This is a genomic window from Paenarthrobacter sp. AR 02 (assembly GCF_021538675.1).
GTDB lineage: Bacteria > Actinomycetota > Actinomycetes > Actinomycetales > Micrococcaceae > Arthrobacter.
In genome coordinates, this window is sequence record NZ_JAJUKH010000001.1 from 187173 (window position 1) to 205963 (window position 18791).

The following is an 18791-nucleotide window of genomic DNA, read 5'->3' on the forward strand; positions in this document are numbered from 1 at the left end:
CGGGATTGCAAGCACCGTTGCTGAAGGCACCTACATGCCCCCGCATGATGCGCAAGGAATGCCTTGATGGGCGCCTTCGTTGAAGGGAGTAGGCTCACGCTTGCCCGCGATAGCCTTGCTACACCACTCCCGGATCGGAAGAGAGACCATGACCAACTCCGCTGACGACAATGATGTTGTCATTCTTGCCGCTTCCCGAACCCCACAGGGTCGGCTCAACGGGCAACTGGCGGGATTCACCGCCGTCGACCTTGGTGCGCACGCCATAACAGCCGCCTTGGCAGCCAGCGGCGCGAAAGCCGAACAGGTGGACGCCGTCATTATGGGCCAGGTACTGCAGGCCGGCGCCGGACAGAATCCGGCCCGCCAGAGCGCCATCGCCGCAGGTATCGGGTGGAACATCCCGGCCGTAACCATCAACAAAGTGTGCCTCTCCGGATTGACCGCAGTGATCGATGCTGCGCGCATGATCCGCAGCGGGGACGCGACAGTGGTGGTTGCCGGTGGCCAGGAATCCATGAGCCGCGCTCCCCACCTCCTGCCGGGTTCCCGGCAGGGATGGACCTACGGAGCCATCCAGGCCCTGGACGTCGCCGCCCACGACGGCCTCACCGATGCCTTCGATGGCCAGTCAATGGGTCTTTCCACCGAAACCAAGAACGTCACGCTCGGCATTGACCGCACCTCCCAGGACGAGGTCGCGGCCGCTTCACACCAGCGGGCCGCCGCGGCCATCGCAGACGGGACGTTCGACGTCGAAATCGCTCCGGTCAGCGTGAAGCAGCGCAAGGGCGATCCGGTGGTCCTCACCACGGACGAAGGAGTGCGGCCGAACACCACCGTGGAAACGTTGGCACCCCTCAAGGCAGCCTTCGCCACGGACGGCACCATCACAGCCGGCAATTCCTCTCCCCTGTCCGACGGCGCCTCCGCACTGGTGCTGGCAAGTCGCCGCTTCGCCGAGGACAACGGTTTGGAGTACCTGGCCGTGGTCGGTAAGCCGGGCCAGGTGGCCGGACCTGACAATTCCCTGCACTCCCAGCCGTCCAATGCGATCGCCCAGGCGCTGAAGCGGGCGGGGTGGACGGCAGAGGACCTGGACTTCATCGAGATCAATGAAGCGTTCGGTTCAGTGGCTGTCCAGTCTTTGAAGGACCTCCGCTATCCCCTGGAAAAGTGCAACATCCACGGCGGCGCCATCGCACTCGGGCATCCCATCGGCGCCTCCGGTGCCCGGTTGGCCCTCCACGCAGCCCACGAACTCAAGCGCCGGGGGACGGGCAAAGCCGCCGTTTCCCTGTGCGGTGGCGGCGGGCAGGGCGAGGCCTTGCTCCTGTACCGCGACTGATAGGAGACAGCATGTCTGAAAACGTGATGGACGGAGCCGAGCGCTTCCTAAAGGATGCCGCCGCCCGCGGACTGGACGTCGACGTCGTCGAACGTCCCGCTGCCCGCAGCCTCGAAGAGGCGGCTGGCATCCTGGGCATCAGCCCCGCGGACATCGTGAAGTCGCTGGTGGTCAAACACCGCGATGGGAGCTTCCTGTTCGCCCTCATTCCTGGGGATCGCCAGATTTCCTGGCCGAAGCTGCGCGCATTGGTGGGCGTCAACAAGCTCTCGCTCCCCCACGCCGACATCGCTTTGGCTGCCACCGGCTACGAACGCGGAACCATTACGCCCTTGGGCAGTACCACCGCGTGGCCGGTGTACGCCGACGCCACCATCACGGGGCGTCGAATCTCTATGGGCGCGGGCGCGCATGGCCGCAGCGCTTTCGTGGACGCCGACTCGCTTACTGCGGCACTCGGGGCGACCGTGGCGGACATCAGCGAACCTTCCTAGGTCAACGCGGGGTCACTTACGGCCGGTAAATCCCCCTGGGGATGGGCCGCAAGTGACCCCGCGTTGGTGCTTAAAGCAGGAAGCCCCGCCCGGCGAACCGAACGGGGCTTCCACAAGCAAAACGAGTTACTTGAGGGTAACCGTTGCGCCAGCTTCTTCGAGCTGAGCCTTTGCCTTCTCGGCAGCTTCCTTGTTGGCGCCTTCGAGAACAGCCTTCGGTGCGCTGTCAACCAGGTCCTTGGCTTCCTTGAGGCCGAGGGAGGTGATGGCGCGAACTTCCTTGATCACTGCGATCTTCTTGTCGCCAGCAGCTTCGAGGATGACGTCAAAGTCAGTCTTCTCTTCAGCAGCTTCAGCAGCACCGCCGGCAGCGGGGCCAGCAACTGCAACAGCAGCAGCCGTAACTTCGAAGGTCTCTTCGAAGAGCTTGACGAACTCGGAGAGCTCGATGATGGTCAGTTCCTTGAAAGCTTCAATGAGCTCTTCGTTGCTGAGCTTCGCCATGGTGGCGTCCTTCCATTAGTTGGTGCGGATCCGGGCTAAACCGGTCCAGGCACCAGAGTTTGATTGAGGGGAGAACTTAGTTCTCTTCGGTTGCAGCTTCGGCAGCGGCCGGTGCTTCTTCAGCAGCCGGAGCTTCCTCTGTTGCAGCCTCTTCGGCGGCCGGGGCTTCTTCAGCGGCCGGTGCAGATGCGCCGCCCTCTTCTTCAAGCTTGAGGCGCAGAGCGTCGATGATGCGTGCAGCAGCGGATGCGGGAGCCTTGAGGACACCAGCAACGCGGGCAAGCTGCAGTTCGCGGGACTCGAGGGCTGCCAGTGCGGCAACTCCTGCTGCGTCCAATGCCTTGCCTTCGAAGACGCCGGTCTTGATGACCAGCTGCTTGTTGGCCTTGGCAAAGTCCGTCAGGCTCTTTGCAGCAGCAACAGCGTCACCCTTGATGAAGGCGATTGCAGTGGGGCCGGCAAGCTGATCGTTGAATGCTTCAACTCCAGCTTCCTTGGCTGCAATGGCGCTCAGGGTGTTCTTGACGACCGAGAACTTGGTGTCCTGGCCGAGTGCAACACGCAGTTCCTTGAGCTGTGCAACAGTGAGCCCGCGGTATTCGGTCAGGACAGCCGCGTTCGATTCCTTGAAATCGTTGGTGATCTCTGCAACTGCGGAGACCTTGCTAGGCGTTGTCATAACCCTCCTTCCGGGGATAAAAGCCGGTCTTCCGGGTCCCCGCTCACGAGAGCTAAAACTAAAAACGCCCCGCGCAGATGCACGGGGCTTGGCTCAACATGGTTTGATCCATGGAGACTTGCTTCGTTCACCTGCGCCGGCCGCCCTATGTTCAGGGTCCTTCGTCAAGGAATTCACTTGTGCCTCAGGGGCGCAGCTGCAGAATTGAGCTGAGCTCGAAAGAGTGGATTCCCATCAACCGACGGTCTTTGGTACTTCAAGATTACGGGAGACTGTGCAGCAAACCAAATCGGGGGCTGCCTAGTCGGACGTCGTTGCTCCGGATGCCCGCCCCGGAAGTTCCTTCTGCCACAAACCCGTAACACCCGCCGTCGCGAATCCAAGCTGCTTATTCACTGTGAGGAGGTAGCGGTTCTCGGGCGCATTCCATGTGTAGATCACCCGGGCATCAGGGAACTGCTCGCTGAGCCTTTCCATGTTTGCCACCTTGATCAGCAGGCCCAGCTTGTTGCCCCGGTGTTCCTGCAGGACCAGTGTGTCGTCCTGGAACACCACATCCTGGCGGTGCGCCAGGACGCTGATGGTGGTCAGGCCCACGATGCGTCCGCTCTCCAGGTGCTCGACGGCGGTCACCACCGTTCGCCGGCCCTGCGCCAATGCTGCGTCCTCGGTCTCCCGCAGGACGACGGGATCGAACACCATGCCCGTGGGTTCAAGACCGGGGGCTTCGCTGTCCTCGTCGTCGCGGACCACCTCCCCGGCGGCGTTCTCCAAGGCGGCAACGGCCTCCAACCAGGGCTCAGGGCACCGGTCCGTCCAGTGGTGCAGTGCGTAGCGTCCGCCGTTGGCCTCGTCTGCTTCCAACTGGAGGGTGGCCGCCAGTTTGGAATCGAGCGGCAGAATGCAGGAACTGAACTGCTCGATGTGCTGCAGCGTGTAGCCGGCCCGTTTCGCGAAATCCACCTCACGGCTGCTGACCGGAACGAAGCCCGCACCACTGCCGGGGATCAGCTGGTCCTCGGGAATCTCCGTCAGGGATGTGGCCGGGTGGTTGGTGTCCACCAGGACCATGGTGCGGCCTTCGGCCCGCGCCAGCTCCTCGGCTGCTTCCAACAACTGGCGTCCTACGCCGCGGCTCTGGAACTCAGGAAGGATGTCCAGGGTGAACTCGGCCAGGTCCATGTTGTCCGCCAGGGGCAAGGCAATATCCACGGTGCCCACAATGTCGCCGTCCACTTTGGCCACCAGGATGATCTGGCGCTCGTAAGGATCGGAAAACTCCAGCAGCTTCTCCAAGGGGGTGTACGCGAGATCGTCACTCCCCCATGTCTCCATGCGGACCCTGCGCCCAACTTCCACGGCGGCCAGGAAATCATTGGCATCAGGGCTGTCCAGGGTGTCAGGCACCCACAGCTGCTCGATCTGAACGGTCTTCGCCTCGTCTACAGTCATCCCAGCCGTTTCTGCCATTCGCCTTCAAAGCCGGAGGGCTTGAATCCCAGGGCGATATTTATGGCCAGCATATGCCGGTTTTCATTGGCGTTCCATGTCAACACCGATGTGGCGTCCGGCCAGGAGTCCTTGGCGCTCCGCAGGTTGGCGATCTTCACCATCATTCCCAAGCCATGCCCGCGGTGTCCCGGAGCCACCAAGGTGTCCTCCTGGTAGATCACGGCAGGCCTCGCGTCACGGTAAGTGAGAACCGTGTAGGCTGCCAGTTCACCCGTGGCATCGTGCCGGGCCGCCGCCGTCAGCGAGTCCCCACCACTTGCTTGCCATGTGACTTCGTCCTGGCGCACCCGCGCAGCGTCCCACTCTTCACCCTCCCAGCCCAACCCGGCAATCGGGACCTCTGTGCTCATCAAGCCCTTGAGCCTGGCAAAGGTGTCCACCAGGTCCTCCGGGCAGCTCCCCCGCCACGTTACGAGGCTGTAGCCCAATGCTTTGGGCGCCACTTCCGCTTCGCACTTCCGGAGCAGTGCTTCCGGCGCCGGGAAGGGCAGCAGGCTGCTCGTTTCGACCTGTTCCAACGAATAGCCGTGGTGCAGGGCGAACCGGGTTGCCGCAGCGTTCAAGGGCACGCAACCTGCACCCGATTTCGACTCCAGGACTTCCGTGCCAGGCGCTACAAGCTGAATGGGCGCACCGCAATACGCATCGAAGGACACACGTCCCCGTCCCCTCGCAATGCCCTCCAATTCTTTGAGGATCAGCGACCCAAAGCCACGCCGCCGATAAGGCGCGCTGACCACGACGTCCACGCCCGCCGTCGTCGTGTTCTCGCTCAAGGGCAGTGTCAGGGTTCCACTACCCACAACGGTGCCGTCCAGGCGGGCCAGGAAAACCTGCCGTCCTTCGTAGCTGTTGCCCTGCCAGAAGAGCACCGCCTCGGCAAAGGTGGCGCAGCGGTCCAGGTTGCCCCACAGCTCCAATTCGTGGGCTTCCGCCAACTGCTGGAAAGCGCTGAAGTCGGCCGACCCACCGGCCGCGGGACTCTTGGGGACGGCGATCCGTTCTACGGACAGCTCCCCACGTGCTGAAATGTTCGACGTCGACACGCACCACAGCCTACGGCCCACCTCCCGCAAGGAACAGGCATGACAACAAAAGGACCGCCCGGCTAAGCCGGACGGTCCTTCATGTTCAGAGCAAGGGCTCCTGAAGCTTACGCTTCGGTGAGGACCTTGGTGACGTTCGGGTCAACGGTGATGCCCGGACCGAACGTGGTGGCAACGGTAGCCTTCTGGATGTAGCGGCCCTTGGAAGCGGACGGCTTCAAACGAAGCACCTCTTCCAGTGCAGCTGCGTAGTTCTCGGCCAGCTTGTTGGCGTCGAAGGACACCTTGCCGATGATGAAGTGAAGGTTGGAGTGCTTGTCGACGCGGAAGTCGATCTTGCCGCCCTTGATGTCGTTGACAGCCTTGGTGACGTCCGGGGTAACCGTACCGGTCTTCGGGTTCGGCATGAGGTTACGCGGGCCGAGGACCTTACCGAGGCGGCCAACCTTGCCCATGAGGTCAGGGGTTGCCACTGCGGCGTCGAAGTCGGTCCAGCCGCCTGCGATCTTTTCGATCAGGTCATCGGAACCAACGAAGTCGGCGCCGGCAGCGATTGCTGCTTCAGCCTTGTCACCGGTTGCGAAAACAAGGACGCGGGCGGTCTTACCGGTGCCGTGCGGCAGGTTGACGGTGCCACGAACCATCTGGTCGGCCTTACGCGGGTCAACGCCCAAACGGAAAGCTACCTCAACGGTTGCGTCGAACTTGGAAGGGTTGGTGTCCTTCGCGAGGTTGATAGCTTCGACCGGGGCGTAGATTTTGCCAGCCTCGATCTTGGCTACGGCTGCCTCATATGCTTTGCTGCGCTTTGCCATGCTGCTGTTTCTCCTTGTGCAGTTGTGGTCTGCGGACCGCGCTGGGTCCTGCCACAGTCATGGGATCCGGCAAGGATCCTCACGACATTTCAATGTTCAAATGCCGGTTGCCCGGCGGGTGAAAGCTGGGATCAGCCCTCTACCGTGATGCCCATGGAACGGGCGGTGCCTGCGATGATCAGGGCAGCTGCCTTGATGTCGTTGGCGTTGAGGTCTTCCATCTTGGTGGAAGCGATCTCTTCAACCTGAGCCTGGGTCAGCTTGGCAACCTTGACGGTGTGCGGGGTAGCCGAACCCTTGGCAACGCCTGCAGCCTTCTTGATGAGCTCTGCAGCCGGCGGGGTCTTGGTGATGAAGGTGAAGGAACGGTCTTCGTAAACCGTGATTTCAACCGGGATAACGTTTCCGCGCTGGGATTCCGTTGCAGCGTTGTACGCCTTGCAGAATTCCATGATGTTGACACCGTGCTGGCCAAGCGCAGGACCGATCGGCGGAGCCGGGTTAGCGGCACCTGCCTGGATCTGCAGCTTGATGAGGCCGGTGACCTTCTTCTTGGGAGCCAATGTAGGGTCCTTCTCTCAATAGCTTCCTGGGACACAGGAGCGCGTCCCAGGTTGGTGGCCGCCATGGCAAGGCGGCCGGCCGCTCCCGAACTGCTAAGCAGGCAGGGCTGGAGCGAAATTTGTGAATCAGCTAGATCTTTGTGACCTGGTTGAATGCGAGCGTCACCGGGGTTTCGCGCTCGAAGATCGAGACCAGCACCACCAGGGTCTGGGACTCGGGCTTGATCTCGGAGATCGTGGCCGGGAGGGTCTCGAAGGGGCCTTCCTTGACGATGACAGATTCGCCGACCTCGAAGTCGACGGCCACGGGAGCCTGGTTCTGCTTGTTGACCGGCTTGCCCTGCTCTGCCTGCTCTTCTTCGAAGACCGGGGCGAGCATGGAGAAGACCTCATCCAAGCGCAGCGGAACCGGGTTGTGGGCGTTGCCCACGAAGCCGGTGACACCGGGAGTGTGGCGGACGGCGCCCCAGGAAGCGTCGGTCAGGTCCATGCGGACCAGGACATAGCCGGGGATGCGAACGCGGTTGATGACCTTGCGCTGCGCGTTCTTGATCTCGACAACCTCTTCCATGGGCACCTGGATTTCGAAGATGTAATCTTCCATGTCCAGGGTCTGGATGCGGGTCTCAAGGTTGGCCTTCACGCGGTTCTCGTAACCGGCGTAGGAGTGGATGACGTACCAGTCACCCTCCTGGCGGCGCAGCTTGCCCTTGAATTCCTCGGCGGGATCCACGGGTGCTGCAGCAGCAGCGGCAGCCAGGGCATCGCCGTCGGAATCTTCCGCAGCGTCGTCCTCGTCTTCGACATCGGCGGATGCGTCATCCGACTCGTCATCCACGTCAGCCTCGAAAGCGTCTTCGGAATCGTCGGCGTCGGCAGATTCGGGCGCAGCGGAATCAACCTCGGACTCTTCCACAGCTTCAGCTGCGGCGTCGTCAGTTGCTTCCTGCTCAGTCTCGTTTACCTCGAGCTCCTGCTCAGACACTTGGTCTCCTGCTTCCTCATTGCCTAACATGCCTATTTAAATGGCTCAATTCCGCAAACCCTGTCTATCCGGAGGAATTGACACAGTTTGCGGACAGATCCGCTTAGCGGTCCTTGATGCCTGACCCACCGAAGACCCAGCTGGCACCGGTCCCGAAGGCGATATCCAGCAGGCTGACGATGACCATCATGATGACCACGAACACCAGCACCACGAGCGTGTAGTTGATCAGTTCCTTGCGGGTGGGGGCAACAACCTTCTTCAGTTCACCAATGACCTGGCGGACGAAGAGTGCAATACGGGCGAAGAAGCCGCGATCGGCTTTCTTGGCGGGACGGCCCTTTGAGCTGCTGGCAGCTGTTTCGGTCACCTGGTCCTCACTCACCTTGCAAAGTCGTTGACCCGACTCTGATCAGAGCCATGGTTGCTGCGCGTGTTCCGGCGTTTCCGCCGGAACAGCTTGCGCAGGGCAGACAGGACTCGAACCTGCAACCTGCGGTTTTGGAGACCGCTGCGCTACCAATTGCGCCACTACCCTATGGAATGAATCCATGTTTCAGGCCGCACTTCAGCCTGCGGTGCTTTTCAACACCGGTGAACCAGTCTACGCAAGAATTTCGCGATAGTCGAACCGGCCTGTTCAAGCACCTCCGGATCCTGGATAAAGCCTGTGACCAGCAACATCAGTCACAAACTCCGGCAGGCACCCGGGAGCTCCGCAGAACAGCATAAGGTAGTTTACGTCGAATCCCATCATCCAGCCCATGAGCTGCCTGCGAAGAACGGTACCTAGATGTCAGCCGGAACAACTGCCGCCCGCATTTCACAGCGAATCTCCGCCATTGCCGAATCCGCCACCCTTGCCGTTGATGCCAAGGCCAAGGCATTGAAGGCCGCAGGACGTCCCGTGATCGGGTTCGGCGCGGGCGAACCCGACTTTCCTACGCCGGACTACATTGTCCAAGCAGCCATTGAAGCGGCCAGCCAGCCCAAGTACCACCGCTACTCCCCCGCAGGCGGTCTTCCCGAGCTGAAGAAAGCCATTGCCGACAAGACCCTGCGGGACTCCGGCTACAAGGTTGATCCTTCCCAGGTCCTGGTAACCAACGGTGGCAAGCAGGCCGTGTACAACACCTTCGCAACCTTGGTTGACCCGGGCGACGAAGTCATCATCCCCACCCCGTTCTGGACCACCTACCCGGAAGCCATCCGCCTCGCAGGCGGCGTGCCTGTGGAAGTTTTCGCCGGCCCCGAGCAGGGCTACCTGGTGACGATTGAGCAGCTGGAAGCGGCGCTCACGGACAAGACCAAGATTTTGCTGTTCGTTTCTCCGTCCAACCCCACCGGTGCTGTCTACAGCCCGGAGCAGGTTGCGGAGATCGGCAAGTGGGCTGCGGCCAAGGGCCTGTGGGTGGTCACCGACGAAATCTACGAACACCTCACCTACGACGGCGTTGAGTTCACCTCGATCGCCACTGCCGCCCCGGAGCTCGATGACAAGGTAGTCATCCTCAACGGTGTCGCCAAGACCTATGCCATGACCGGCTGGCGCGTCGGTTGGATGATCGGCCCGGCAGATGTCATCAAGGCCGCAACCAACCTTCAGTCGCACGCGACGTCGAACGTTTCGAACATCATGCAGGTCGCGGCCGCCGCTGCCCTCACGGGCCCGCTGACCGCCGTCGACGAAATGAAGGTGGCCTTCGACCGCCGCCGCAAGGCGATTGTCGCCGGACTGAACGCCATCGACGGCGTTGAATGCCCGACGCCGACAGGCGCCTTCTACGTCTACGCTGACGTGCGGGGCCTGCTTGGTAAGGAATTCGAAACGTCCAACGGCCCTGTCCGCCCGGAAACCTCCGCTGAACTGGCGGCGCTCATCCTCGACGAAGTTGAAGTTGCCATCGTTCCGGGCGAAGCTTTCGGCCCCTCCGGCTACGTCCGCCTGTCCTACGCACTTGGAGACGAAGACCTCGCCGAGGGCGTCCGCCGCATCCAGGAATTCCTGGGTAAAGCCAAATAACGGTCCGTCCTGACGGCGAACGCTCTTCCAACCCCGGCGGGTGGAAGAGCGTTCGCGTTTAAGCAGGCGGGACGTGAGAGAGCGTTCGGCCCAAGGGGGCGGGACGTGAGAGAGCGTCAGAGGAGGCGGCGCTCGGCCGCCCACTTGGTGAGCTCATGCCGGCTGGAGAGCTGCAGCTTCCTCAAGACCGCGGACACATGCGTTTCAACGGTCTTGATGGAAATGAAGAGTTCCTTGGCCACTTCCTTATAGCTGTAACCGCGCGCGATAAGCCTCATGACTTCCAGTTCCCGGGCAGAGAGCTTGTCCAGTTCATCGTCCGCGATGTCCGCCGGAGCCGTCCCAAAGGCATCGAGCACGAAGCCCGCCAGCCGTGGCGAGAAGACGGCGTCACCGTCGGCCACCCGGATCACGGCGTCGGAAATCTCCTTGCCCGAAATGGTCTTGGTAACGTAGCCGCGCGCGCCGGCGCGAATCACGGAAACCACGTCCTCGGCTGCGTCGGAGACGCTGAGGGCCAGGAAGCTGGTGGTACCCAGCAGAGCGTTCGAACCGGCGATGACTTCCCGGCCGCCCCCACCCAGGCCACCCGGAAGGTGCACGTCAAGCAGCACCACCTCCGGGCGCTTCTCCGCGATAACAGCGATGGCTTGTTCCACGGTGCCGGCCTCGCCCACCACGTCCATGCGTTCGTCGAGGTCGGCTTTGAGCCCGGAGCGGAAGATGGTGTGGTCATCCACGATGACCACCCGCACCCTGCGTCCCGCGTCACTGTCAGGGTTGGTATTCATTGCTTCGATTCTCCATTCCGAACATCACTGGTCCGTTGTTCCCCGGCTTCCACGGTTGCCGAAGGGAGCGCCAAGCGGACTTCCGTGCCTGCACTGCTACTGGTGATTACCGCTGAACCGCCGTGCCGCTTCATGCGGCCGATGATCGATTCCTTCACGCCCAACCTGTCTTCGGGGACGGCATCCGGATCGAAGCCTGGGCCGCGATCCTTAATGAAAATCTCCGTGCTGCCAGCCGTGCTTTCCATGTACACAGAGACCGTTCCGCCACCATGCCGCGCCGCATTCAGCATCGCTTCCCTGGCAGCCTGGACCAAGGCTTCATGCCGGTCCGTCATGGCGGTATCCCCCACTGTTACGACCTCGACCGCCTGGCCGTGGGAATCTTCCACCTCGGCCGCCACGGATTTTATGCGGTCGGCGAGGAGCCCGGATTCCTTGGCGGCGTCGCTGAAGAGCCAGGCACGGAGTTCGCGTTCCTGCGCCCTTGCCAGGCGCACCACGTCCTGTTCGGAACCGGCCCGGCGTTGGATCAGGGCCAGGGTCTGGAGGACAGAGTCGTGCAGATGCGCCGCGATCTCGGCCCGCTCCGTCTCGCGTACCCGTCCGGCGCGCTCGGTTTCCAGGTCTTTCCAAAACTTCAGGCCCCACGGCAGGAGCACCAAGGCCACCCCACCCAAAACAGCCACGGATGCCAGCAGCGCCAGCCACGTTTGCTCCCACGAACCCGAGCCGGACACCATCACCAGGACACCGGCCACCACCAGCGCCAGGCCTGCTGCCAAGCGAACCCAGCCACCGGCTTGGTCGGCCTTCGTCTTGTCCACCAGGCCGGCTCTGCGGGTCTCGTCCAGCTGCATCCAGGCGATCGCCGCACCACCCAGGATGGCCGCAGCCGGAATGAGCGTCCCCAACGGGACGTCCACGCCGAACTGGCGCGCGATCAGGATGGCCGCCACCAGCAGCAAGGCGGCGCCCAACAGGATTTCCTTGCCGTACTGGATCCGACGGAAGGAGAACCACGAGGCCAGCGCTGTCCCGCCCCACCGGTCTTCAGCGGAGGCAGCGCCGAAGCCATACGGTGCTCCAGCCGGGCTGGCGGTACCTCCATCCCCTGGTCCGGCCGTTGGTCCGGCAGCAGCCGTGCCACCGGCAGAACGGTCACCGGGCACGGTCGCCGACCCTCCGGCGTCGTACGCTGCAGTGGCGGGGCCGACGCCGGGTACCGGCACGGGCGGCAGGCTCACCGCCGGGGCAATGGACGACGCCGGTCGGCGGGCGTTGCGCTTGGCGTTCTCATCCGCGGTGGGAACCATGGTCCACAGCCACGCGTAAAAGGCCACGCCCGCCCCACCGGCGAAGCAAGCCAAGATCATGCCGAGCCGTACGTATTTGACGGGCCAGCCCAGGTGGTCGGCCAATCCACTGCACACGCCCGCGATCATGCGGTCGCTGCTGCGAACCAGCGCGGGACGTTGTACAGCGGTTGTCATGTATCAATCCAAGCACGGATCAGGTGCCCCGAACCGGAAACCAGCGTGGTTCGGGGGTCTCTCAGGGATCATTCAGGGTATCCCCCAGTAGAGGGCACGGGGCACGGAACGGCAGGATCGAAGTATGAACGCGAACAGCATGAACCCAGAGGAACCCGGAACGCCTGGCAATGCCGGCCCGTCCGGCTCCAGTGCCTACACCGGTGCTCCTGCGGGCACGGGTCCCGAGGGCGGAAAGGGCGCCCCCACCAGCGGGGACACGTCCCCTGCCCAGCAGAACTTCTTCGACTGGATCCGCAGCCAGGGCATCCGCCGCGGTCCGGACCGGTGGATCGGCGGCGTCGCGAGCGGCGTAGCCCACAGGTTCGGCATCGACCCCCTGATCGTGAGGGGCATCTTCATTGTCCTGGCGCTCTTTGCCGGCGTGGGCGTGCTCCTCTATGGCGTTGCCTGGGCACTCCTGCCGGAACCCGATGGCCGGATCCACGTACAGGAAGCTGCAGCGGGCCGCTGGTCCGGTGGCATGACGGGCGCGCTGATCACTACCATCATCGGCCTGCCGGGCCTGGGGCGCGGTTTCTGGGGCTGGGGATGGGATGGACTGCCCGGCCTGTTCTGGACCCTCTTCTGGGTGGGCGGCGTCTTCTACCTGATCTACTTCCTGGTCCAACGCAATAAGGCGTCGAAGGGGACTCCGCCCGTAGGGCAGCAAAACTACGCAACGGCTCCGGGCAGTTCGCCCGCCTACGGCACGCCCACCACTTACAGCGCCGCGACGGCGACGGGGACCAACACCGGCGTTCCTGTTTACGGCCCGGCCCAAGCCGGCACCACGCACCACGGGCGTCCGAATCCGTCCGGCAGCTACGGCTCGGGCCCCGTTCCACCCTCCGGCCCGTTCGGCCCTTCGGACCCGCGTCCGCCCTACGGACCTACTCCCCCGCAGGGCTGGCAGCCAAAACCCGCTGCCCCGAAGCGTAAAGGGCCCGGTCCCGCGATCGTCGCAGTCTCTGCCGGAGCCGCGCTGCTGGCCGGCGGAACGTTAAAGGCGCTCGACGCCGGCAACGTCATTGAGCTGGGCAGCTCCGCCAACGCCGTGGTTTGGGCCACGGGTGCGGCAGTCCTTGGCATCGGCATCCTGGTGGCAGGTCTCCGTGGACGGACATCGGGGTTCCTGGGATTCCTGGCAATCGTGGCACTCATCATCGGCGGAATCTTCAACGTGGTTCCGCGGAACGGCGACCGCTTCAGCTTCCACGACGTGAACTGGACACCCACCAGCCTGGAGCAGGCGCGCCAGGGCATCAATGTCACCGGAGCCCAAGGCCGCTTGGACTTGAGCAATATGACCCTGGCTGCGCCCCTGATCTCCGAAGTGGTGGTCCCCGTAGACGCCACCGCCAGCAACGTGACCGTTGTTATCCCGGACAACGTGCCCGTGGAAGTCCAAGCCGACATGACATTCGGCAACCTCAACGAACATGGCTCGGACCGCGGTGGCCGCCTCCAGGACGACACCACCGTCTACAACACGGAAAAGCCCGGAGCCAACCTTGTGGTGAAAATTGACGGCACGTTCAGCAACGTGACCATCCAGGAAGGACACTGACATGGGTACCAACCAGCCGGAAGAGGCACGCGACGCACAACCGACGGAGGCCCTGCCCAAGGAAACCCGTCCCACCCAGGCCGTGCCCAAGCCTCAACTCCAGCAGATTCCCTTGACGCCACCGCTGGAACCCACGTACCGGGTGGAGCCCAAGGACGACGATGAGCCCCACCAGGCCAGGATCGGAACAATGGTGTGGGGTTTGATCGTCATCGCCTTGGCCGCCCTGATCGTCGTTTCCACTCTTGGCTGGGTGGCACTGAACGGCACCTATGTGCTGATCGGCCTCATGATTGGAGCCGGTGCGGCATTGATAGTCGGCGGCCTTTTGTCCGCCCGCAAGGGTTCAGCCAAATCAAAGAGTTCGGCACGGTGACTTGGCCGTGCACGTGACAAAGCATCCACAACAAGGAAGTGTGTAGCCATGGACAAGTTCTTCAGCATCGTCAGGGGTTTCGGCCTGAAGCGTGGGCCACAGCGTTGGCTGGGCGGCGTCTGCGGAGGGATCGCAGCCAAGCTCAACGTGGACGTGGCGTACGTCCGCGTCGCGTTCCTGCTCTTCTGCTTGCTCCCGGGGCCCGCATTCGTGGTCTACATCCTGGCTTGGCTCATCCTGCCGGACCAGCAGGGCAAAATCGCCCTCGAATCCTTCATCAGCCAGCGTTCCAGGTAATAGCCTGAATCGCAGAGAAGCGCCCTGCCTGCCGGCAGGGCGCTTCTGCTTGTTTTCAGGCACGTTTCCAATACCGCACGGCCAGGTTAAAAAGTAACCGTTTGTGTCCCACCCCACATGCCCGTCTACAATCATGGGGAGCTCAGCGTGGCGCTCTGACGTATTCCTCCAAGCCATGAGTGAGCAAACATGAAAATTGGCATTCTTACCAGCGGCGGCGACTGCCCCGGCCTCAACGCAGTAATCCGCGGTGCAGTCCTCAAAGGCATCGCGATCCACGGCCAGGAGTTTGTGGGTTTCCGCGACGGCTGGCGTGGAGTTGTTGAAGGTGATGTCATCGACATCCCGCGCACCATGGTCCGCGGTATCGCCAAGCAGGGCGGAACCATCCTGGGCACCTCCCGGACCAATCCTTTCGAAAACGGCGGCGGCCCGGACGTCATCAAGGCGCACATGGAGCGCCTGGGCATTGACGCGATCATCGCCATCGGCGGCGAGGGAACCCTGGCTGCTGCCAAGCGGCTCACGGATGCCGGCCTGAAAATTGTCGGCGTCCCCAAGACCGTCGATAACGACCTCGACGCCACCGACTACACCTTTGGTTTCGACACAGCCGTGCAGATTGCCACTGAGGCCATCGACCGGCTTCGCACCACCGGTGAATCCCACCACCGCTGCATGATCGCCGAGGTCATGGGCCGCCACGTCGGCTGGATCGCCCTGCACGCCGGAATGGCAGCCGGTGCCCACGCCATCCTGATTCCGGAACAGAAGGCGAGCATCGAACAGATCACCGAGTGGGTCCAGGAAGCCCACGACCGCGGCCGTGCCCCGCTGGTGGTTGTCGCCGAAGGCTTCGTACCTGACCACATGGAATCCCCGCACTCCGAGCGCGGCCTGGACACCTTCGGCCGTCCGAGGCTTGGCGGCATCGCCGACCAGCTCGCCCCCGAGATTGAGGCCCGCACGGGCATCGAGACACGTGCCACGATCCTGGGCCACATCCAACGCGGCGGCGTCCCCACCGCCGATGACCGTGTCCTGGCGACCCGCCTTGGCATGGCCGCCATCGATTCCGTGGTTGAAGGCCGCTGGGGCACCATGGTCGCCCTCAAGGGAACGGACATCTCGCACGTCGGTTTCGAGGAAGCCCTGGGCAAGCTCAAGACTGTGCCCCAGCACCGCTACGACGAAGCGTCAGTGCTGTTCGGCTAGTCCGCTAGGCTGAATCCATGACATTAGAGCCCACGTCCGCTGCAATTATCCAGCTGGCGTGGGCTCGCCATTTAGGGCTCGACGACGACGCTTTCGCCACCGCCGCTGCCAGGCTCGCCTCTACCGGGGCTGCCCCGGGAGAACCTGCCCACAGAATCACCCGTGTGGACGAGGCCGCCCGCGACGTTGTGTTTCTGCGGTTGTTCGGGGTGTCAGCCCTGGTGGGACCGCAATGGGCACTGGACGCGGCAGCAGGGATCCCGGACACGGACCTCGCACAGCATGTGACGCTGTTGACCCTCACCCGTTCACATGGGGGGCACGGACTGGGATCGTCGGCTTTGTTCTTCGCCGACGATCTGCCGCTCCAACAGCCCTCGGACGACCTCATGGTCTCGCCGGGCAACCCCGAAGCCATCCTCCTGGAAGGGCTGTGCCCTCCGGATGACGTGAACGAAGTGGGACTCCAAGGCCTTGAACACCGGTTCACCATCATGAATCCGGCAGATGAGCAATCCACGCCTGTGGCCTGCGGAGCCTACTCCGAGTGGGAGGGGATACTGGCCGACATGGGTGTGCTGGTTGCTCCGCCATGGCGCCGGCGCGGCCTGGGAACACTGGCTGCTTCCATCGCCGCCCACGAAGCCCTCGCAGCTGGCCTTACGCTCCAATGGAAGTCCGACGTCAGCAACACCGGAGCACTTGCGATGGCCCGCCACCTTGGCTTCGCCACGGGCGGTCTCCACGCAAGCGTTCGGCTCGGCTGACTCCTCGCGGAAGTTTTGTACAGCTGACGGCCCAAAGAAGCGCCAATGAGCACGTCAGCTGCACAAGAACACCACTGCTAGCTCTGGAGTTCGGCGTTCGCTTCCTCGGCTTGTGCAGGAGCCTTGCCACCCCAACCTGATACGGACTTCGGCTTCGCGAAGAACAACGCCACGATGGCGCCGACCAGGACGGCAAAGGCGGGCAGCAGGATTGACTGGCTCATCGCCGTCGAGAATCCTGCGTGGAGGAAGTCCGGCAGGACGCCGCCCATGGACGCTTCGCCGGCCGGTGCACCGGCCGGTGCTGCCGGCAGTTCCGCGGCCAGGCGGGATTGGATCAAGGCAGCGATAGCGGCCGAACCCAGTACAGCGCCAATCTGGCGGGTGGTGTTGAAGACACCTGAACCAGCACCAGCCTGGCGGGGATCCAGATTGCGTGTGGTGGCATTGGAGACCGGGCCCCAAATGAAGCCATTGGCAACACCCTGCAGAGCGCTCGGCAAAAGGAACATCCAGATGGGCGTATCAGGACCCAGCAGGGACGCCGTCCAGAACAAGGCACCCGACAAGCACAGCAAGCCGAAGGCTGCGAACCACCGCGGGTTGGCACGGTCGATCAGCTTGCCCACGAACGGCGCCAGCGCACCGGAAATCACGGCCATGGGGATCATGAGCAGCGCCGACTGCGTAGGCGTCAGGCCGCGAACCGTCTGGTAGTAGAAGATAGTAGGCAACGGAAACGCGGTCACAGTAAAGCCAACGACCATGATGGTGGTGTTGCCCAGCGAGAAGTTCCGGTCCTTGAACAGGCCCAGCGGAAGCAATGGCTCACCGCCGCGGCGCTCAAGAATCCACTGCCATGCGACAAAGAGGGCCAGCACAACAAGTCCCGTGATGATGAGTCCCCACACCGAAATGACACCGGAAACGGTGCCCCACTTGTAGGTCTGTCCCTCCTGGATACCAAAGACCAGCAGGAACATGCCCACGGCGGAAAGCAGCACGCCGACGACGTCGAAGGTGTGGCTGTGCGTGGTCAGCTTCGGCACGAAACGGGTCACCAGGATGAAGGCGACGAGTCCGATGGGAACGTTGACGAAGAAGATCCACTCCCATCCGAGGCTGTCCACCAGGACACCACCGAGGATGGGGCCCACGAGGACTGCCATGCCTGCAGTGGCACCCCACAGGCCCATGGCGGCACCCCGACGGTCCGGCGGGAAGATCCTGGTGATGACGGCCATGGTCTGGGGTGTCATCATGGCAGCACCCAGCCCCTGGACTGCACGGGCGGCGATCAGCATGGTGACATCACCCGAGAGGCCGCACCACAAGGAAGCCAGGGTGAACACCACCAGGCCAATCAGGTAGAGGTTTTTGGGACCGAACCGGTCACCCAACCTGCCGGTGATCAGCAGGGGCACCGCATAGGCCAGCAAGTAGGCACTCGTGACCCAGATGACGGCGTTGATGTCGGTGTTGAGGCCCTCCATGATGCGCGGATTCGCGACCGACACAATGGTGGTGTCGATGAGGATCATGAAGAACCCCACGACGAGTGACCACAGCGCGGGCCACGGTTTAGCTACGTTTTCCAAGGGATTCCTTAGGCTTGTTTGAAAGTTCGACAGGAGTTGGCCGGGGTTCATCCCAGGGCAGTTGCCCGCTGCTCAACTCCTCGAGGAGACCGCGGATCCACGCAATCTCCGTACGGCGCATGGCCTGTTGGTACGAGATATCAATCCAGTACTTACGGTCCAGTCCTTTGCCAGTCACGACGTCCTCGGCATGGAGCAGGAAGTCGAGGTCGGCGGTGAGTGCCACCACCCGTTGTTCCAGCAATTCGGCCACCACCTGGGCCGGCAGGTGGTGGGCTTCGGCGATGGCGTGGGGGAAAACCGGATACTCATTGACGGGCGTAGACAGCATGGCCTGCAGCCGCGAGTCCAAGGCCTGGTGGCCGGCATCCGTAATCCGATACGTCGTCCGCTCGGGCCGGTTACCTTCCCGCTCGGTTCCGGTGGCCTCCACGAGTCCGTTTTCCTCGAGGCGGCCGACCGAGTGGTACAGCGTACCCGGACGAACCTTGACCAGCCGGTCTTCATGGCGGGCCATGAGCAGCTGGTACATCTCGTAGGGATGCATTGGCCCTTCGGCCAGAAGAGCCAACGACGCCACACCGAGTGGCGTCAATTCTGCAGCTTTGGGCATCCAGCGCCTTCCCCTCATATATTCCACAACAACTATTCCACGTGGAATAGTAGGGCGCAAGAA

Annotated in this window: 20 protein-coding genes and 1 tRNA gene; 8 read left to right on the plus strand and 13 right to left on the minus strand. The window is 62.9% G+C overall.

Features of this window, described 5'->3' with window-relative positions:
* Positions 1-148: 148 nt before the first annotated feature.
* Both LRQ04_RS00920 and LRQ04_RS00925 read left to right on the plus strand, forming a co-directional pair.
* Positions 149-1348, plus strand: coding sequence for an acetyl-CoA C-acetyltransferase (locus LRQ04_RS00920; RefSeq protein ID WP_235517130.1), 1200 nt, complete (start codon positions 149-151; stop codon positions 1346-1348).
* An 11-nt stretch (positions 1349-1359) separates the two neighbouring features.
* Positions 1360-1842: an aminoacyl-tRNA deacylase gene (locus tag LRQ04_RS00925; protein ID WP_235517131.1), complete on the plus strand. Its 483-nt coding sequence runs from the start codon at positions 1360-1362 to the stop codon at positions 1840-1842.
* A gap of 126 nt (positions 1843-1968) precedes the next feature.
* Here the strand turns inward: LRQ04_RS00925 and rplL are convergent, their stop codons facing one another.
* The 9 genes from rplL to LRQ04_RS00970 form a co-directional block, all read right to left on the minus strand.
* Positions 1969-2346 carry a 50S ribosomal protein L7/L12 gene (gene rplL / locus LRQ04_RS00930; protein ID WP_018776695.1) on the minus strand — a complete coding sequence of 126 codons (378 nt, stop codon included), beginning with the start codon at positions 2344-2346 and terminating at the stop codon, positions 1969-1971.
* Between the two features lie 76 nt (positions 2347-2422).
* The gene (gene rplJ, locus LRQ04_RS00935) at positions 2423-3025 is read right to left on the minus strand and encodes a 50S ribosomal protein L10 (protein WP_235517132.1); all 603 of its coding nucleotides are present in this window, start codon (positions 3023-3025) and stop codon (positions 2423-2425) included.
* Between the two features lie 300 nt (positions 3026-3325).
* Positions 3326-4495, minus strand: coding sequence for a GNAT family N-acetyltransferase (locus tag LRQ04_RS00940; protein WP_374198914.1), 1170 nt, complete (start codon positions 4493-4495; stop codon positions 3326-3328).
* On the minus strand, positions 4474-5583 hold the full coding sequence (locus tag LRQ04_RS00945; RefSeq protein ID WP_235517134.1) for a GNAT family N-acetyltransferase: 1110 nt from the start codon (positions 5581-5583) through the stop codon (positions 4474-4476). Before LRQ04_RS00945 ends, LRQ04_RS00940 begins: the two co-directional genes overlap by 22 nt.
* Positions 5584-5690: 107 nt before the next feature.
* Entirely contained in the window at positions 5691-6398 is a 708-nt protein-coding gene (gene rplA / locus LRQ04_RS00950) for a 50S ribosomal protein L1 (RefSeq protein ID WP_235517135.1), read from the minus strand.
* A 131-nt stretch (positions 6399-6529) separates the two neighbouring features.
* The gene (rplK, locus tag LRQ04_RS00955; RefSeq protein ID WP_011775609.1) at positions 6530-6961 is read right to left on the minus strand and encodes a 50S ribosomal protein L11; all 432 of its coding nucleotides are present in this window, start codon (positions 6959-6961) and stop codon (positions 6530-6532) included.
* A gap of 130 nt (positions 6962-7091) precedes the next feature.
* Positions 7092-7946, minus strand: a complete 855-nt coding sequence (nusG, locus tag LRQ04_RS00960; protein WP_235517136.1) for a transcription termination/antitermination protein NusG — start codon at positions 7944-7946, stop codon at positions 7092-7094.
* A gap of 103 nt (positions 7947-8049) precedes the next feature.
* Positions 8050-8331 (minus strand): preprotein translocase subunit SecE, encoded by a 282-nt coding sequence (gene secE, locus LRQ04_RS00965; RefSeq protein ID WP_235517137.1) that lies wholly within the window; start codon positions 8329-8331, stop codon positions 8050-8052.
* 80 nt (positions 8332-8411) lie between these two features.
* Positions 8412-8484 (minus strand) — tRNA-Trp (locus LRQ04_RS00970).
* Positions 8485-8739: 255 nt separating this feature from the next.
* On the opposite strand from LRQ04_RS00970, the gene LRQ04_RS00975 reads away from it, so the two are divergent.
* Positions 8740-9969 carry a pyridoxal phosphate-dependent aminotransferase gene (locus LRQ04_RS00975; RefSeq protein ID WP_235517138.1) on the plus strand — a complete coding sequence of 410 codons (1230 nt, stop codon included), beginning with the start codon at positions 8740-8742 and terminating at the stop codon, positions 9967-9969.
* Between the two features lie 116 nt (positions 9970-10085).
* Here the strand turns inward: LRQ04_RS00975 and LRQ04_RS00980 are convergent, their stop codons facing one another.
* A complete protein-coding gene (locus LRQ04_RS00980) occupies positions 10086-10760 on the minus strand; it encodes a response regulator transcription factor (RefSeq protein ID WP_235517139.1) in 675 nt (224 codons plus the stop codon).
* Positions 10757-12253, minus strand: coding sequence for an ATP-binding protein (locus tag LRQ04_RS00985; protein ID WP_235517140.1), 1497 nt, complete (start codon positions 12251-12253; stop codon positions 10757-10759). Before LRQ04_RS00985 ends, LRQ04_RS00980 begins: the two co-directional genes overlap by 4 nt.
* Before the next feature lie 124 nt (positions 12254-12377).
* On the opposite strand from LRQ04_RS00985, the gene LRQ04_RS00990 reads away from it, so the two are divergent.
* The 5 genes from LRQ04_RS00990 (at position 12378) to LRQ04_RS01010 (ending at position 16517) form a co-directional block, all read left to right on the plus strand.
* Positions 12378-13862 (plus strand): PspC domain-containing protein, encoded by a 1485-nt coding sequence (locus LRQ04_RS00990; RefSeq protein WP_235517141.1) that lies wholly within the window; start codon positions 12378-12380, stop codon positions 13860-13862.
* A gap of 1 nt (position 13863) precedes the next feature.
* A complete protein-coding gene (locus LRQ04_RS00995) occupies positions 13864-14238 on the plus strand; it encodes a hypothetical protein (protein ID WP_235517142.1) in 375 nt (124 codons plus the stop codon).
* Between the two features lie 48 nt (positions 14239-14286).
* The gene (locus tag LRQ04_RS01000) at positions 14287-14535 is read left to right on the plus strand and encodes a PspC domain-containing protein (RefSeq protein WP_235517143.1); all 249 of its coding nucleotides are present in this window, start codon (positions 14287-14289) and stop codon (positions 14533-14535) included.
* 189 nt (positions 14536-14724) lie between these two features.
* Positions 14725-15750: an ATP-dependent 6-phosphofructokinase gene (locus tag LRQ04_RS01005; RefSeq protein ID WP_235517144.1), complete on the plus strand. Its 1026-nt coding sequence runs from the start codon at positions 14725-14727 to the stop codon at positions 15748-15750.
* 17 nt (positions 15751-15767) lie between these two features.
* Positions 15768-16517 (plus strand): GNAT family N-acetyltransferase, encoded by a 750-nt coding sequence (locus tag LRQ04_RS01010; protein WP_235517145.1) that lies wholly within the window; start codon positions 15768-15770, stop codon positions 16515-16517.
* A gap of 77 nt (positions 16518-16594) precedes the next feature.
* On the opposite strand, the gene LRQ04_RS01015 is transcribed toward LRQ04_RS01010, so the two are convergent.
* Positions 16595-18115: a DHA2 family efflux MFS transporter permease subunit gene (locus tag LRQ04_RS01015; RefSeq protein WP_235517146.1), complete on the minus strand. Its 1521-nt coding sequence runs from the start codon at positions 18113-18115 to the stop codon at positions 16595-16597.
* On the minus strand, positions 18099-18728 hold the full coding sequence (locus tag LRQ04_RS01020; protein ID WP_235517147.1) for a PadR family transcriptional regulator: 630 nt from the start codon (positions 18726-18728) through the stop codon (positions 18099-18101). The genes LRQ04_RS01015 and LRQ04_RS01020 overlap by 17 nt, the downstream gene beginning before the upstream one ends.
* Between the last annotated feature and the right edge of the window lie 63 nt (positions 18729-18791).